The organism is Amycolatopsis lurida (assembly GCF_900105055.1).
GTDB classification, from domain to species: Bacteria; Actinomycetota; Actinomycetes; order Mycobacteriales; family Pseudonocardiaceae; genus Amycolatopsis; species Amycolatopsis lurida.
Window position 1 is genome coordinate 4,684,687 of sequence record NZ_FNTA01000004.1, and the last position, 14,134, is coordinate 4,698,820.

General features: G+C 69.6%; 12 protein-coding genes and 2 pseudogenes. 13 read left to right on the forward strand and 1 reads right to left on the reverse strand.

What is annotated here, in order from left to right; all coding sequences use genetic code 11:
• Positions 1 to 67: 67 nt before the first annotated feature.
• From hpt to folK, 11 genes and pseudogenes are all read left to right on the forward strand, one after another.
• Complete coding sequence (gene hpt, locus BLW75_RS27485) at positions 68 to 631, forward strand: hypoxanthine phosphoribosyltransferase (RefSeq protein ID WP_034310045.1); 564 nt, start codon at positions 68 to 70, stop codon at positions 629 to 631.
• A 144-nt stretch (positions 632 to 775) separates the two neighbouring features.
• Positions 776 to 1,138 carry a hypothetical protein gene (locus BLW75_RS27490; protein WP_034310047.1) on the forward strand — a complete coding sequence of 121 codons (363 nt, stop codon included), beginning with the start codon at positions 776 to 778 and terminating at the stop codon, positions 1,136 to 1,138.
• A gap of 17 nt (positions 1,139 to 1,155) precedes the next feature.
• Entirely contained in the window at positions 1,156 to 2,523 is a 1,368-nt protein-coding gene (locus BLW75_RS27495; protein WP_034310049.1) for a WXG100 family type VII secretion target, read from the forward strand.
• A gap of 65 nt (positions 2,524 to 2,588) precedes the next feature.
• Positions 2,589 to 3,383, forward strand: a complete 795-nt coding sequence (locus BLW75_RS27500; protein WP_034310309.1) for an ESX secretion-associated protein EspG — start codon at positions 2,589 to 2,591, stop codon at positions 3,381 to 3,383.
• A 119-nt stretch (positions 3,384 to 3,502) separates the two neighbouring features.
• On the forward strand, positions 3,503 to 4,336 hold the full coding sequence (locus BLW75_RS27505) for an ESX secretion-associated protein EspG (protein WP_034310051.1): 834 nt from the start codon (positions 3,503 to 3,505) through the stop codon (positions 4,334 to 4,336).
• 189 nt (positions 4,337 to 4,525) lie between these two features.
• Positions 4,526 to 6,943 (forward strand): ATP-dependent zinc metalloprotease FtsH, encoded by a 2,418-nt coding sequence (gene ftsH / locus BLW75_RS27510; RefSeq protein ID WP_034310054.1) that lies wholly within the window; start codon positions 4,526 to 4,528, stop codon positions 6,941 to 6,943.
• Positions 6,912 to 7,184: pseudogene (locus tag BLW75_RS27515) on the forward strand (GTP cyclohydrolase I); the annotation flags it as partial. The gene ftsH and the pseudogene BLW75_RS27515, both read left to right, overlap by 32 nt.
• Positions 7,185 to 8,156: 972 nt before the next feature.
• Positions 8,157 to 8,501: pseudogene (folE, locus tag BLW75_RS27525) on the forward strand (GTP cyclohydrolase I); the annotation flags it as partial.
• Positions 8,498 to 9,340, forward strand: a complete 843-nt coding sequence (gene folP / locus BLW75_RS27530) for a dihydropteroate synthase (protein ID WP_034310058.1) — start codon at positions 8,498 to 8,500, stop codon at positions 9,338 to 9,340. The pseudogene folE and the gene folP, both read left to right, overlap by 4 nt.
• On the forward strand, positions 9,333 to 9,701 hold the full coding sequence (gene folB, locus BLW75_RS27535; RefSeq protein WP_034310060.1) for a dihydroneopterin aldolase: 369 nt from the start codon (positions 9,333 to 9,335) through the stop codon (positions 9,699 to 9,701). The genes folP and folB overlap by 8 nt, the downstream gene beginning before the upstream one ends.
• Before the next feature lie 46 nt (positions 9,702 to 9,747).
• A complete protein-coding gene (gene folK / locus BLW75_RS27540) occupies positions 9,748 to 10,236 on the forward strand; it encodes a 2-amino-4-hydroxy-6-hydroxymethyldihydropteridine diphosphokinase (RefSeq protein ID WP_034310062.1) in 489 nt (162 codons plus the stop codon).
• A 320-nt stretch (positions 10,237 to 10,556) separates the two neighbouring features.
• On the opposite strand, the gene BLW75_RS27545 is transcribed toward folK, so the two are convergent.
• Complete coding sequence (locus tag BLW75_RS27545; RefSeq protein WP_034310064.1) at positions 10,557 to 11,498, reverse strand: MerR family transcriptional regulator; 942 nt, start codon at positions 11,496 to 11,498, stop codon at positions 10,557 to 10,559.
• Positions 11,499 to 11,558: 60 nt separating this feature from the next.
• Between BLW75_RS27545 and BLW75_RS27550 the strand changes: the two genes are divergently transcribed.
• Both BLW75_RS27550 and BLW75_RS27555 read left to right on the forward strand, forming a co-directional pair.
• Entirely contained in the window at positions 11,559 to 12,020 is a 462-nt protein-coding gene (locus BLW75_RS27550) for a DUF3180 domain-containing protein (protein ID WP_034310066.1), read from the forward strand.
• A 69-nt stretch (positions 12,021 to 12,089) separates the two neighbouring features.
• A complete protein-coding gene (locus BLW75_RS27555; protein ID WP_034310067.1) occupies positions 12,090 to 14,096 on the forward strand; it encodes a DUF6779 domain-containing protein in 2,007 nt (668 codons plus the stop codon).
• The last annotated feature ends 38 nt before the right edge of the window (positions 14,097 to 14,134 follow it).

The window sequence follows — 14,134 nt, forward strand, 5'->3', positions numbered from 1 at the left end:
CACGACCCGGCTCCGCGAACAGGCTCAGCCGAAGCACCCCAGTCCACCACCTAGAGGGGATCGTCCCGTGTACGAAGGCGAGATCGCCTCCGTGCTCGTCACCGAGCAGCAGATCAACGACAAGATCGCCGAGCTGGCGGCAAAGGTCGCGGCGGACTACCCGGCCGACGGCCCCGGCGCGGGGCAGGGAGATCTCCTGCTCGTCGGCGTGCTCAAGGGCGCGGTGATGTTCATGACCGACTTCGCCAGGGCGCTCCCCCTTCCCTGCCAGCTCGAGTTCATGGCGGTCTCCTCCTACGGCTCGGCGACGTCGTCGTCCGGCGTGGTGCGGATCCTCAAGGACCTCGATCGCGACATCGCCGGCCGCGACGTGCTCATCGTCGAGGACATCGTCGACTCCGGGCTGACCCTGTCCTGGCTCCTGAAGAACCTCGCGAGCCGGAACCCCGCGTCGCTCGAGGTCGTCTCGCTCCTGCGCAAGCCGGAGGCGGTCAAGGTCGATGTACCGGTCAAGTACATCGGGTTCGACATTCCCAACGAATTCGTAGTCGGATACGGCCTGGACTACGCGGAGCGTTACCGGGACCTGCCCTACATCGGCACCCTGGATCCACACGTCTACACGTCCTGAGAACCGCTTGCCCGCGTGTGCGGAAATACGGAACCCTGAGCGGCGAGAACGCGTCATAGGCTGCGTTCGAGTGCGTTAACCTATGCGAAGACCTTTGCCACACAGCCGTCGTGGCCTGGCCCGGGGGAAACGGAGAGAGCTCAGATGGGGAACAGCTTGGCGGACGCGAACGCGTTCAAGAACGCCGCGGCCCAGGGTCAGGTGGGGATCGACCCTGACGCGGCCCAGACCGTCCTGAACAAGATCCGCACCGGCAAGGACGCCATCGAGGCCCTCCTGCAGCGGGCCGGCGACCTCGGGCAGGCGCCGAAGCTGGGCAACAACCCGGTCGGCAACGCGATCGCCGCGAAGGTGGCGAACCGTGCCGACGGCGGAGGCGACTCGTACGCGGCCGCGCTCCAGAACCTTTACCAGCAGTACGAGGCCGCCGAGTCCGGCATCGTGACCGCGATGGCCCGCTACCACGAGATCGACCAGGCCGCGGCCGAGCCGTTCCGTAACGTCTGAGGGGGAGTCAGAAAGCCATGCCACCGAAGCACAGCGCCGACTCTTACGGCGAGAGCAGCAGCAGCACCACGCCGGTCCAGCTCGGCGACAACTCGCACGCCGAGAGCATCGTCTCCTCCGCGCGCGGCCGTTCCGACGGGTTCGACATCGGCGCCGACCGCGCCATCACCAACCCGCCGAACTGGGAGAGCGCGCCGAGCAGCCAGGACCTGTGGAACCAGGCCAACATCGGCAACGACCCCAGCACGGCGACCGCCATCAGCCAGTCCTGGGGCTCGCACGGCAGCAAGCTGAGCCAGGCGTCGAACGACCTCTACAACGCGATCTCCGAACTGGGCGCCGCCTGGATCGGACAGGGCGCCGCGGCCGCGCAGGGTTCGCTGGTCGCCATCGCGAACTCGGGTTCGCAGGCCTCCGAGGCCGCGCGCACGATGTCGGACAGGCTGCAGAAGCAGGCCGACGCCGCCACCAAGGTCAAGCTCATGCCGAAGCCGACCGACTACAGCCCCGAGAAGGCCATGGGCCAGGCGCTGGCGGCGGGCCCGATCGGCATGATCACCGACCAGAAGCCCCTCGCCGACCAGGACAAGGAAGTGCGGGCGGAGCAGGCCAGGTTCCTCGAGGCCTACACCAAGGAGATGAGCGAGGTCGACAGCTCGACCCCGAGCTTCGGCCCCGAATCCCTCGGCATGAAGCCGACCGCGACGCACAACAGCGCCGGGTTCAGCGGCGTCGGCAACATCGGCGGCGCGGGCCTCAACTCGGGCGCCGTCTCCGGCACCCCCGTCTTCGCCGGCACGCACGGTTACGGCGGCGCGCAGGGCAGCGTCGGGGCTCCCGTCCACGCCGGTCCGGACTCGGGCGTGTTCTCGCAGGCTGGCTACAGCCCGGCCGCGAGCCCGGCCGCCGGTGTCGCCCCGGGTGCGGGCGTCGCGTCCGGCGCCGGTGCCCCGATGACCCCGCACGCCCCGGCGAGCGGCGGCAACGGGCTCGGCCAGGCCCTCACCGCCGCCGCGCTCGGCGGTGGCCTCGGCTATGCGGGCGCCAAGGCGCTCGGCCAGGGCAACAAGTCCGGCGCCAAGGACACCGACAGCACCGACGCCGCCGCGACCGAGAAGGGCGGGCCCGCGCAGAGCGCCGCGTCCCAGGCCGTTCCGCAGCAGGGCATCGTGTCCTCCAGCGGCACCATCGGTGGCGCCACGCCGCCGATGCACGGCATGGGCGGCGGCATGGGCATGGGCGCACACGGCGCGCAGGCCGAGCAGGAAGAGGAGCACACGCACGCGTCGTTCCTCATCGAGCCGGACCCGGACGACGCCTTCGGCGCCAACGAGGCGACCCCGCCGCCGGTCATCGGCGCCTGGACCGAAGACGACGAACGCTAGAGCGGTTTTCACCGGGCGCGCGGCCGATCCGGCCGCGCGCCCGCTGACTTGTTTGGGGGCGGATGATGGCGAACGGTGACCTGCTCACCCCGGTCGAGCTGGACTTCCTGTGGGAGACCGCGAACGCCGGAGAGCTGCCGTACCCGCTGCGGCTCCGCTCGCACGGGGCGACCATGGACGAGCGCGGCGCCTTGCGGGCGCAGACGCTCCAGTCGCTGAACCAGCGTCGTCTCGCCGACGAGCGAGGACGCCCCGAGCCGCATATCGAGGACTACTTCGGCGTCCTCGCGAGGCCGGACCTGAGCCTGGACTGCGTCCAGCTCAACAATCCCAACACCGAACCGCTGCTCGCGGTCGCGTCGCTGCTCGGCGGCCAAGGCCTGCTGACGGTGCAGGACCCGCGCGGTTTCCACTTCCACCCCATCGCCCCGGACGGCCTCGCGAGCGCGATCGTCTCCCTGCTGCCGCCGGGTTCGCGCGGCACGGAGAAGTCGATCACCCTCCCGCTGGACGGGCTCGTCGGCGCTTCGGGCGCGGACTTCCTCCAGCGTCGTCAGCCGCAGGTCGACGGCTCGGCGACGTCCGACGAAGACCGCAAGGCCCTGTCGAGGCTCCAGGCGCAGCCCCGGCTTCGCGGTGGCCAGTTCGGCGCCAACGCGCGCAGCAAACACGGCACGCGGAGCCGGTCTTCGGTACTGAGCTGGTTCGACACGCAGTCCGGCCGGTACTTCACCCAGGCCACCCGCGGTTCCGACGGCCGGGACTGGATCACCGTCGCGCCCGCGGATCCGGCGACACTGCGGCAGCGGCTCACGGAGCTGCTGGGGAAGATCGCTTCCGACGCCTCCCTCGCGCACTGATCTTCCCGCCCGCGCGCTTGACCGCAGCCGGACGCCGACTGTCGTACCCCTTCGCTATCGTGAACCTCTGGGCGTCCCGAGGCCCAGGAAGCCGAGGTGCCGGGAGGGCACGGAGCACAATGCACCAGGAACACTTCACACCGATGGCGTTCGACTTCCTCTGGGAGTCCGCCGAGCTCGGCGACCTGCCATACCCGCTGCGCGTCCGGTCGCACGGCGCGACCGAGCTCGAACGCCGGGCGCTGCGCCAGCGCGTCGACAACGAACTCCAGGCCCGCGGCCTCCGCGACGGCCGGGGAAGGCTGGAGCGGCGGATCGAGGACTGGCTGTACCTCCTCGCCCGCGGCTCGCTGACCATCGACGCCCTGCACATCCCCGAATTCCAGGCCCCGACCATCGCCGTGCTCGGCGCCACCGACGGCCGCGACGCCGTGATCGCGATCCAGGACCAGTCCGGGATCTGGCTGCGTGAGGCACCCGCCGACGGGCTCCCGACGGCGGTCGTCGACCTGCTGCCCCCCGGGCAGCGCGGCTCGGAGGCGTCGGTCACGCTGCCGATCGACGACGCCCGCCGCACCGAGCCGATCCGCGCCGCCATCAACCCGACGAAGCAGTCCGAGGAGCCCGAAGCGGCGAAGAGCCGCCGCAAGGACAAGCCGCGTGTGTCGCTCAGCGAACGCATCACCGCGGACCCGCGCGAGGCGTTCGGCAAGCTCACCGGCCAGCCGAGGCTGCGCGGCGGTCAGCTGGCAGCGAACAGCCGGTCCCACGTGGGCGCCAAGCAGCGGTCCCGGGTCCTCGGCTGGTTCGACACCGCCAGCGGACGCTATCTCAGCACGTCACAGGCCGGTCCGGACGGACGCGAGTGGGTCACCGTCTCACCCGCCGACGTCAAGACACTCCGGATGCGGCTGGGTGAAATGGCCGCCGGTGTGGCGGTGGACACACGCTAGGCCCCCGCTCCGGGAACCCTCGCGCGGTGTCCGCCGTTTACGTCCGAGAGGCTCACCCCCCTCATCCGTCCAGGCGGGCGGTATCCTGAGGGGCGGGTGTCGGAGCACCATGGGTCGTCAAGATCGTGATGGCGGGTATCACAGGAGCCGCCCAACCAGGAAGGGTCGAGGCCACCAGGGCCGAGTCGTATGAACCGGAAGAGCGTGCTCAAGAACCCAGTGCTCTGGATTCTCGCGGCGGTACTGGCGTTTCTCGCATACAACACGATCTTCGACAGTGATCGTGGCTACACCCAGGTGCCGATCTCGATCGCGAACCAGCAGATCACCGCGAACAACGTCAAGGAAGCCTCGCAAGAGGACAAGGAACAGCAGATCAAGCTGCTGCTGAACAAGAAGATCGAGGTCGACGGCCAGCAGGTCGACCAGATCATCGCGCAGTACCCGGCGAACGTGGCGGGCACCATCTACGGCCAGCTCATCGGCCTCAAGAGCGGTGACAACCCGGTCAAGTTCACCACCAAGGTCACCCAGCAGAACGTCCTCACCCAGATCCTGATCTTCGCCATCCCGCTGGCGCTGGTGCTGGGCCTGCTGATGTGGATGATGAACAACGCGCAGGGCGGCGGGAACCGCGTCCTCAACTTCGGCAAGTCGAAGGCCAAGCAGCTCAACAAGGACATGCCCAAGACGACCTTCGGGGACGTCGCGGGCGCCGACGAGGCCGTCGAAGAGCTGTACGAGATCAAGGACTTCCTGCAGAACCCGGCGCGCTACCAGGCGCTCGGCGCGAAGATCCCCAAGGGCGTCTTGCTCTACGGGCCGCCCGGTACCGGTAAGACGCTGCTCGCGCGAGCCGTCGCCGGCGAGGCGGGCGTGCCGTTCTACACGATCTCCGGTTCCGACTTCGTCGAGATGTTCGTCGGTGTCGGCGCCTCGCGAGTCCGCGACCTGTTCGAGCAGGCCAAGCAGAACGCGCCCTGCATCATCTTCGTCGACGAGATCGACGCGGTCGGCCGCCAGCGCGGCGCCGGCCTCGGCGGCGGCCACGACGAACGCGAGCAGACGCTGAACCAGCTCCTCGTCGAAATGGACGGCTTCGACGCGCGCGGCGGCATCATCCTGATCGCCGCCACCAACCGTCCCGACATCCTCGACCCGGCGCTCCTGCGCCCCGGCCGCTTCGACCGCCAGATCCCGGTGTCCGCGCCGGACATGCGCGGCCGCAAGGCGATCCTCGAGGTGCACGCCAAGGGCAAGCCGATCGCGCAGGGCACCGACCTGAGCAGCCTCGCCAAGCGGACCGTCGGCATGTCCGGCGCGGACCTGGCGAACGTGCTCAACGAGGCCGCGTTGCTCACCGCCCGCCAGAACGGGCACGTGATCACCGACGCCGCGCTGGAGGAGTCGGTCGACCGCGTCGTCGGCGGCCCCGCCCGCAAGAGCCGGATCATCTCCGAGAAGGAGAAGAAGATCACGGCCTACCACGAGGGCGGGCACGCGCTCGCCGCGTGGGCGATGCCGGACATCGAACCGGTCTACAAACTGACGATCCTGCCGCGCGGGCGCACCGGCGGTCACGCCCTGCTCGTCCCGGAGGACGACAAGGAGTTGATGACCCGCTCGGAGATGATCGGGCGCCTGGTCTTCGCGATGGGCGGCCGGACGGCGGAGGAGCTCGTCTTCCACGAGCCCACCACCGGTGCCTCCTCCGACATCGAGCAGGCGACCAAGATCGCCCGCGCGATGGTCACCGAGTACGGCATGAGCGCCCGGCTCGGCGCGGTCAAGTACGGCCAGGAGCAGGGCGACCCGTTCCTCGGCCGCTCGGCGGGCCGCCAGGCGGACTACTCGCTCGAGGTCGCGCACGAGATCGACGAGGAGGTGCGCAAGCTCATCGAGACCGCGCACACCGAGGCGTGGCACGTGCTGAGCACCTACCGCGACGTGCTGGACGAGCTGGTCATCGAGCTCCTCGAGAAGGAGACGCTGACCCGCAAGGACCTCGAGCGGATCTTCGCGACCGTCGAGAAGCGCCCGCACATCACCATCTTCAACGAGTTCGGCGACCGCAAGCCGTCCGACAAGCCGCCGATCAAGACCCCCGGCGAGCTGGCGATGGAGCGCGGCGAGCCGTGGCCGCCGCCGGAGGAGAAGAAGGAACAGCCGGTGCTGCAGCCGGCGCCGACCCCGGTCGGCACCGCGCAGGGCGGCGGCGACCTTCCCGGTGGCCCGCCGTACGCGCAGCCCGCTCCGCCGCCGGATCCGAACGCGAACCCGTACGCTCCGCCGCCGCCGGGCGCCTACCCCAACGGTGGTCGCCCCAACGGTGGGCCGAACGGCACCGGTCACTGGCCCCAGGCATATGGTGGGCAGCAGCCGGGCGGTCCGGCAGGCGGTTACCAGGGTGGACCCGTTGGCGGTCCGCCGAACTACGGGGCTCCTCCCGGATGGACCCCGGCCACGCAGCCGGGCGGCCAGCCGAACCAGCCCTGGCGTCCCGCCGAAGACCGCCCGCGTGACGGCTGGTTCGCTGACCAGCCCGGCGGTCAGCAGGACGAAGGACAGCAACGGCGTGACGACGGACAGGACGACACCAAGCGGTAACGGCGCGAGCCCGGTCTTCGACCAGGACCGGGCCGAGAAAGCCGTACGCGAACTCCTGCTCGCCTGTGGTGAGGACCCGGACCGGGACGGTCTCTTGGAGACCCCGGCCCGGGTCGCTCGCGCTTACCGGGAAATGTTCGCCGGGCTCTACACCGAACCGGACCGCGTCCTGGACCGCACGTTCGACGAGGCACACGAAGAACTCGTGCTGGTGACGGACATCCCGATGTTCTCGACCTGCGTACCCAGCAAGCAGACGGTGAACGCGGTCGGAGGCCGGAAGCAAGCGGCCGAGGTCGAAGTCGGTGACAAGCTGTGGACTCTGTCGGGCGGCAAGGTCGAGGAGACCACGGTCACCGAGATCAGCTCGCACCAGACTCGTGAGCTTGTCGAGGTCAGGACCGCGGGGGGAAGTTTCAAGGTCACTCCTGACCACCCTTTGGCGACGCCGAAGGGATGGATGGAAGCCAAGGACGTCGAGGGTTCCTTCATCGAGTGGACCCACGCGCGCAAGCTCAACCGGGATCGGTGGAAGCCGAAGTTCGGGTACGACTTCGGCTATGTCATCGGTGCGACCTGCTCGGACGGGACCGTCGCCGAGCGCTACGTCTCCCTCGTGGTAAACGACCGCGACTTCGCGAAGAAGTACGCCGAAGCGCTCTACCGGGCCTTCGGGATCGAGGCGAAGCTCGAACCGGTCACGCGGCCGTCGGGCTATCTCGCGCGCGACGTTCCAGGATTCCGGGTGCGAGTCGTCTCGTCGTTCCTCGCGGATCTGATGCGGCAGTACGTCGGCGGCGATGCCCACCATCAGCGGCAGCGCTTCCCGATGGTCGTTCTCAACGACTTGAGCACGTTCAACGGCTTTCTCGACGGATATGTGGACGGAGATGGCTTCCGGCACAAGAAGATCGCGGGTCGAACGATCGTCAGTGCGAACGTCCCCTTCCTGGAGGATCTGGCCACGGTCATCGGGGCACGTTTCACCCCTCGGACCGGGGGAATCGCCTCGCAGCTTTACGTGGCCGACAGCTGGTTCAGGCGGCACGGTTTCCCGCAGGATGACTACACAACCGATCTGATCGAGTCGGAGTACGTCGAGGTCGAGTCGGTCCGGCCGGTGAAGGCCACGGGAACCAAGCCCTACACGGTGTACAGCTTCAAATGTGAGCCTCACCCGACCTTCCTGATCGCCGGGCACCTGACGCACAACTGTGAACACCACCTCGTGCCCTTCCACGGTGTCGCCCACGTCGGCTACATCCCGAACGGCCACGGCAAGGTCACCGGCCTGTCCAAACTGGCCCGTCTCGTCGACCTCTACGCCAAGCGCCCGCAGGTCCAGGAGCGCCTCACCTCGCAGGTCGCCGACGCACTCATGCGCAAACTCGAGCCCCGCGGCGCGATCGTCGTGGTCGAGGCCGAGCATCTCTGCATGGCCATGCGCGGTATCCGCAAACCCGGCGCCCGGACGACGACGTCGGCCGTGCGCGGTCTGTTGCAGACTTCGGCGTCCTCGCGGGCGGAGGCGCTGGATCTGATCAAGGGCCGTCGATGACCGCCCTGCCCCGGCCCGGCCGGTGCGCGGTGATGGGCATTCTCAACGTCACCCCCGATTCCTTTTCGGACGGTGGCCGCTACCTCGGTGTCGAGCAGGCGCTGGAGCACGCGCACGAGATGTGGGCGCGTGGCGCGGATCTGATCGACATCGGCGGGGAGTCGACGCGGCCGGGGGCGTCCCGGGTGGACGCCGACACCGAGATTTCCCGGATCATGCCGGTGATCCGCGTGCTCGCCGCCGACGGTGTCGCGATGTCCGTGGACACCACCCGCGCCGAGGTCGCCCTCGCCGCGGTCGAGGCGGGCGCGTCCGTCATCAACGACGTCTCCGGCGGGCTGGCCGATCCGAACATGGCGAAGGTCGCCGCCGAGACGGGTGTCCCGTATGTACTGATGCACTGGCGCGGGCACAGCAAGGACATGAACGCGCTGGCGTCCTATGAGGACGTCGTCGCGGACGTGCGCGCCGAGCTCCTGTCCCGAGTGGACGAAGCGCTCGCCGCCGGTGTCGACCGGAGTGCCATCGTGCTCGACCCCGGGCTCGGGTTCGCGAAGAACGCGGAGCACGACTGGGCGTTGTTGAACGGCCTGGATTCCTTTCTGTCACTGGGTTTCCCGGTTCTCGTCGGCGCGTCGCGCAAACGGTTCCTCGGGCGCCTTTTGTCCGGAAAGGACGGAAAGCCCGCTCCGCCGGACGGCCGCGAGAACGCGACCGCGGCCGTGTCCGCGCTCGCCGCGGCGGCCGGCGCCTGGGGAGTGCGGGTGCACGAGGTCGGCGCGAGCATCGACGCCGTGACCGTCGCGGCGGCTTGGCGGAAGGGGAGTCCCGTTGTCTGACCGGATCACGTTGACCGGGTTGAGGGTCTTCGGCAGGCACGGGGTCTTCGACCACGAGAAGCGGGACGGGCAGGAGTTCGTCGTCGACATCGTGGTGTGGCTGGACCTCGGCCCGGCCGCCGCGTCCGACGACCTGACCAAGACGCTGCACTACGGCGAACTGGCGGAGCTCGCCGCCGGGATCGTGGCGGGCGAGCCGTACGACCTCATCGAGAGTGTCGCCGGGAAGATCGCCGACGAGGTGCTGCGTGACGAGCGGCTGACCGCCGTCGAGGTGACGGTGCACAAGCCCTCCGCGCCGATCCCGCTGAACTTCGACGACGTCGCCGTCACGGTGTTTTCCGAGAGAAGACGACAGTGAAGTCTCCGATCGCACGCTGCGCGCACTCACAGAGACGGTGGGAGCGATGAGCCGCGCGCTGCTCTCGCTCGGTTCCAACTTGGGGGACCGGCTCGCTTACCTTCGGTCCGCCCTCGACGCGGTCCGGCCCGCGGTCGTCGCGGTGTCGTCGGTCTACGAGACGAAGGCGTGGGGTGTCGAGGACCAGCCCGATTTCCTCAACGCCGTCGTCCTGGTCGACGACCCGGCGCGGGATCACTGGGACTGGCTGCGCACCGGACAGGCCGCCGAGCAGGCGGCGGAACGCGTGCGCGAACTCCGGTGGGGTCCGCGCACGCTGGATGTCGACATAGTGACCGTGGACGGGGTGCGCTCCGACGACCCCCAGTTGCTGCTTCCGCATCCCGGCACGCCGGAGCGCGCGAGCGTGCTGATCCCCTGGCTGGAGATCGAGCCCGACGCGGTGCTTCCCGGCCATGGTCCCGTCGCCGACCTCCTCGCCGCCCGCCCCGCCTCGGACCGCGACTCCGTCCGCCTCACGCGTTTCGTCCTCTGAATGCGGTAGTCGGCGATACGAACCACCGCATTTAGCGGACGAAACGTGCCCCTCGCGTTCAGTCCCGGCCCTGGAAGTGGGGGACTGTGTGGATTTCTGGTCATCTGACGACCCAAACCCGCACGATCACGGCCAAGCCCCAGGTAGTTTGTAATGCGAACCACTGCACTTCGGTGGGGTCGCGGAGAGGTTGCGAAAGCCACTTTCGCAACCTTCAACGTTGCGAAAGTGGCTTTCGCAACGCCCACCCCCGCGCCCCGGCCCTCGCAAGTAGATGACTGGTTGCGGGAGCGGGGGCAGGCGGTAGCAAAGGTCCCTTGCTACCCCAGCGCGGAGCGCAGGGCGGCGATGATCCACTCGGCCTGCGCCATCTGTGAGGGGAACGACGGCCAGCCGTTGATCTTCCCCAGCAGCATCCAGTACCGCTCGGCGCGCGGATCGGAGCTGATCGCCATCCCGTCGGTCAGCCGCTTCCGCCAGGCGGGGTCGGCCGGGTCCCGCCCGTTCCGCGAAGACTGCGTGAAGATCGTCTCCGCCAGCTCGCGGCCCTCGGCCGAGTCGGGCGCGAGGCCGGCTTCGAGCGCTTCGGTCGCCCGAGCGCTCCACGCCATCCACAGCTCCTGCTGCTTCGCGCCGAAGTCCGCTCCGTCCTGCTTCCGGAGCTGCGAGTGCCACTCGCTCATCCGGCGGATGGACGCGTGGAACTCCTCGTCCTGCACGAGTTCGGCGAACTCGATCCACGCCTCCAGCTGCTCGGGCGTCGGGTCGTCGGGCAGTTCCGGTTTCGCCGAGCGCATCCGCTCGTAGAACTCCGGGTCCAGTTCGAGCCCTTCGACCATGTCCGCCCAGAACTCGTCGAGCAAGCGTTTGCGGTCTTCGTCCGACATCGACGCGAGTTTGTTCATCAGTTCGACCTCCTCCAGCGGTGAGTCCCGTTTGGCCACCGCCCGCAGGACCGCCCGGCGCAGCTTCAGCCGCCGGATCTGCTCGTCCAGGGCGGCGACGTGCTGGACCGCGAGGTCCCCGATGGTCGCTTCCCTGGTCAGCGCCCGTTCCACGTCGACGAGGCCGAGCCCGAGCTCCCGCAGCGTCCGGACCAGTTCGAGGCGCGCCATCGCGGTGGCGTCGTAGAGCCGGTAGCCGGAGTCGGTGCGGTCGGTCGGGGGCAGGAGCCCCTCGTCGGAGTAGAAGCGGATGGTCTTCACCGGCAGGCCGGTCCGTTTGGCCAGCTCCCCGATGGTGAAAACCGCTGCGGTGCCCATATGCTTCATCGTCGACTCTCCAGTTGGTGGAGAGTCAAGCCTGCCAGGTAGCGTTGGACCATGCACTTCACCCGGCCACGTGAGCTGGCGGTGGCCGGCCTCCTGGGTCTGGTCCTGGCCTATCTGCTCTTCCAGGTCGCCTACGGATCCATCCCCGCGCTTCCGCTCTTCGCCGGAATCACGCTGCTCGTCCTCGCGCTCTGCGAGTTCGTGCTCGCCTTCATCATCCGGTCGCGGATCAAGGAGGGGCGCGTACTCGCGGCGATCTCCGTCGCCCGATCGGTGGCCCTCGCCAAGGCCTCTTCGCTCGCCGGATCCGCCATGACGGGCGTCTGGCTCGCGGCTTTCGCGTATCTTTTTCCGCGACGTGACGAACTCCTCGCGGCGAGCGGTGATCTCCGCTCGGCGACGGTCGGGATCGTCAGCTCGGCGGCGCTGGTAGCTGCGGCTTTGTGGCTCGAACACTGTTGCCGGACCCCCGAGGGCGGTGATCGGGGCAGCGATCCCGAGCCGACCGGTTAACGCTCGGGAGCCACCGCTCGAAGTACCGACTAGGTCTCGTTCGGATTACTAGAAGGTACGGTGTTGGGCATGACCGGGGTGGGTGACGACTCGCGCGGCCGCCTTGCGGGTAGGCCGTGGCTTGTCGTCGGCTTGGTTCTCGCGGTCGGCGCGACTCTCGCATTGGTGCTTTCCGACGACCTCCGCTACTTGCGTCTGGGGATCGTCGCGGCGCTGTGGGCCGCCTTGATCGGTGCGTTCCTGGCGGTCCGCTACCGCAAGCACGTGTCACAGAGCGAGGACGCCGTCGCCGAGGCACAGGCCGTCTACGAGCTGGAGCTGGAACGCGAGATCGCCGCCCGCCGCGAGTTCGAGCTCGAGATCGAGGCGGAGACCCGGCAGGCCGCCGAGAGTCGCTCCCAGGAAGAGCTCGAAGCGCTCAGAGCCGAGGTGAGCGCTCTGCGTGAGAGCCTCCAGTCGCTCTTCGGTGGCGAGGTCCTCCTCGAACGCGTCGCGCTCACCGCGCAGGCCACCCGGATGCGGTCCCTCGACAACAAGCAGCTGATGAGCGCGGGGTCCGAGAACGGCAACGGCAAACCCCAGCTCATGGCGGCCAAGAGCACCACGATCGACGTCGACGAGCGTGAGCGCGACCGCCCGACCGAGATGATCGACCGCATCCTCGAACCCGCCTCCGCGCGGGCCGGGACGCCGCCCGCCGCCCGCCGTAAACCGGCGAACGGCCAGGTCAACGGCACCAACGGCTACGGCCAGAACAATCAGGTCCAGCGGCCGAAGCCGGTCGACGAGTCGACTCGCCGCAGTATGCGCAAGGCGGACGCCCGCGCCTCGAAGGCGGCCGAAGCGCTCGCCGCCGAAGCCGCCCGTCGCGAGCGGATGGAGCTGTCGAACCCCGGCATGTCGCCCGCCGAGATCTCCCGGCCGATGCCGAGGGTCGACCCGCAGCGCAAGACCCCGCCACCGGTGACTCCGGCCGAGGTGTCCCGCCCGTCCATGCCGGGTGTGTCGCGCTCGGAGGTCTCGCAGCCCTCGATGCCCACCGTCGCCCGGCAGCCCCAGCGCAACGAACCGCCCCGTCGCCCGCAGCAGCCTTCGCTGCAGCAGCGGCTCGACGCCGGCACCGTGCAGCGTCCTCCCGCGCCGCGGCCCGAAGAGCAGACCCGGAAGCAGACGCCGCCGGTGAAGCCCCCTGCGCAGGCGAAGCCGGTCAAGAAGGTCGAGCCGGACCGTCCCCGCCCGAACCGCGAGCTCGGCCTGACCCGTCCCGGTATGAAGCCGGTCGAGCGGTCCCGGCCCGCCGGTGGCACGCCGCTGCCCGCGAACAAGCCCGCCGCGCCGGAGCCGATGGAGGCCACCGGCGAGTGGAAGCCGTCGTGGACGCAGGAGCGCCCGGTCTCCGACCTGAGCGCCGCGTTCCCCAGGAAGGACGACTTCCAGGACCGGCTGCGTCCCACGCCGCCGGCGAAACCCCAGCAGCCCCAGCCCTCGGTCTCCCTGCCCCGGCCGGAACCGCGCCCCGAGCCGAGGCCGGAGCCGCGCCGTGAGCCGGAGCCGCCGACCCCGCCGTCGATCCCGGCCGTCTCCGAGCCGCCTCGCCGGGCCGAGCCCGTGCGGAAGCCGGAGCCGGAGCCGGTGCGCCGTCCGGCGGCCGAGGCGCCGTCGCGGCACAGCTCGCCGCCCGCCGAGGAGCCGCCCGCGGTCAACCCGACGTTGCCCGAAGAGATCCGCCTGGCGCAGAACGGCGGCGGCGGCGGTCGCCGTCGCCGCGCGGCGGAAGACTCCTCGGTTTCGCTCACCCCGGCCCCGAACGTTCCCGAGCCCACCGGTGGCGGCCGTCGCCGTCGTCCGGACGGGGAGCCCCCGGCGTGGCAGAGCACCGAGTCCACCGGCGGCCGTCACGGCGGCAGGCGGGCGAAGCCGGACGACGAGACGCCGTCCCGCAACGGGTCTTCGCACAGCCGTCCGGAGACCTCCGAGGCGGGTTCCCACGCGTCCGGCCGGTCGGTGATGGATCTGCTCGCCGCCAACGGCGCGAACGAGTCCACTCCGCGGCGCAGGCGGCGTGCCGAAGACTGACCGTATCCGGATAGGTGAACCCGTAGTGAAAACGACGC

What these genes read in the sequence shown, in the direction of transcription:
- BLW75_RS27490 (WP_034310047.1), top strand. Translation starts at nt 776, where the DNA reads ATGGGGAACAGCTTGGCGGACGCGAACGCGTTCAAGAACGCCGCGGCC.
- BLW75_RS27495 (WP_034310049.1), top strand. Translation starts at nt 1,156, where the DNA reads ATGCCACCGAAGCACAGCGCCGACTCTTACGGCGAGAGCAGCAGCAGC.
- BLW75_RS27500 (WP_034310309.1), top strand. Translation starts at nt 2,589, where the DNA reads ATGGCGAACGGTGACCTGCTCACCCCGGTCGAGCTGGACTTCCTGTGG.
- BLW75_RS27505 (WP_034310051.1), top strand. Translation starts at nt 3,503, where the DNA reads ATGCACCAGGAACACTTCACACCGATGGCGTTCGACTTCCTCTGGGAG.
- ftsH (WP_034310054.1), top strand. Translation starts at nt 4,526, where the DNA reads ATGAACCGGAAGAGCGTGCTCAAGAACCCAGTGCTCTGGATTCTCGCG.
- folP (WP_034310058.1), top strand. Translation starts at nt 8,498, where the DNA reads ATGACCGCCCTGCCCCGGCCCGGCCGGTGCGCGGTGATGGGCATTCTC.
- folK (WP_034310062.1), top strand. Translation starts at nt 9,748, where the DNA reads ATGAGCCGCGCGCTGCTCTCGCTCGGTTCCAACTTGGGGGACCGGCTC.
- BLW75_RS27545 (WP_034310064.1), bottom strand. Translation starts at nt 11,498, where the DNA reads ATGGGCACCGCAGCGGTTTTCACCATCGGGGAGCTGGCCAAACGGACC.
- BLW75_RS27550 (WP_034310066.1), top strand. Translation starts at nt 11,559, where the DNA reads ATGCACTTCACCCGGCCACGTGAGCTGGCGGTGGCCGGCCTCCTGGGT.
- BLW75_RS27555 (WP_034310067.1), top strand. Translation starts at nt 12,090, where the DNA reads ATGACCGGGGTGGGTGACGACTCGCGCGGCCGCCTTGCGGGTAGGCCG.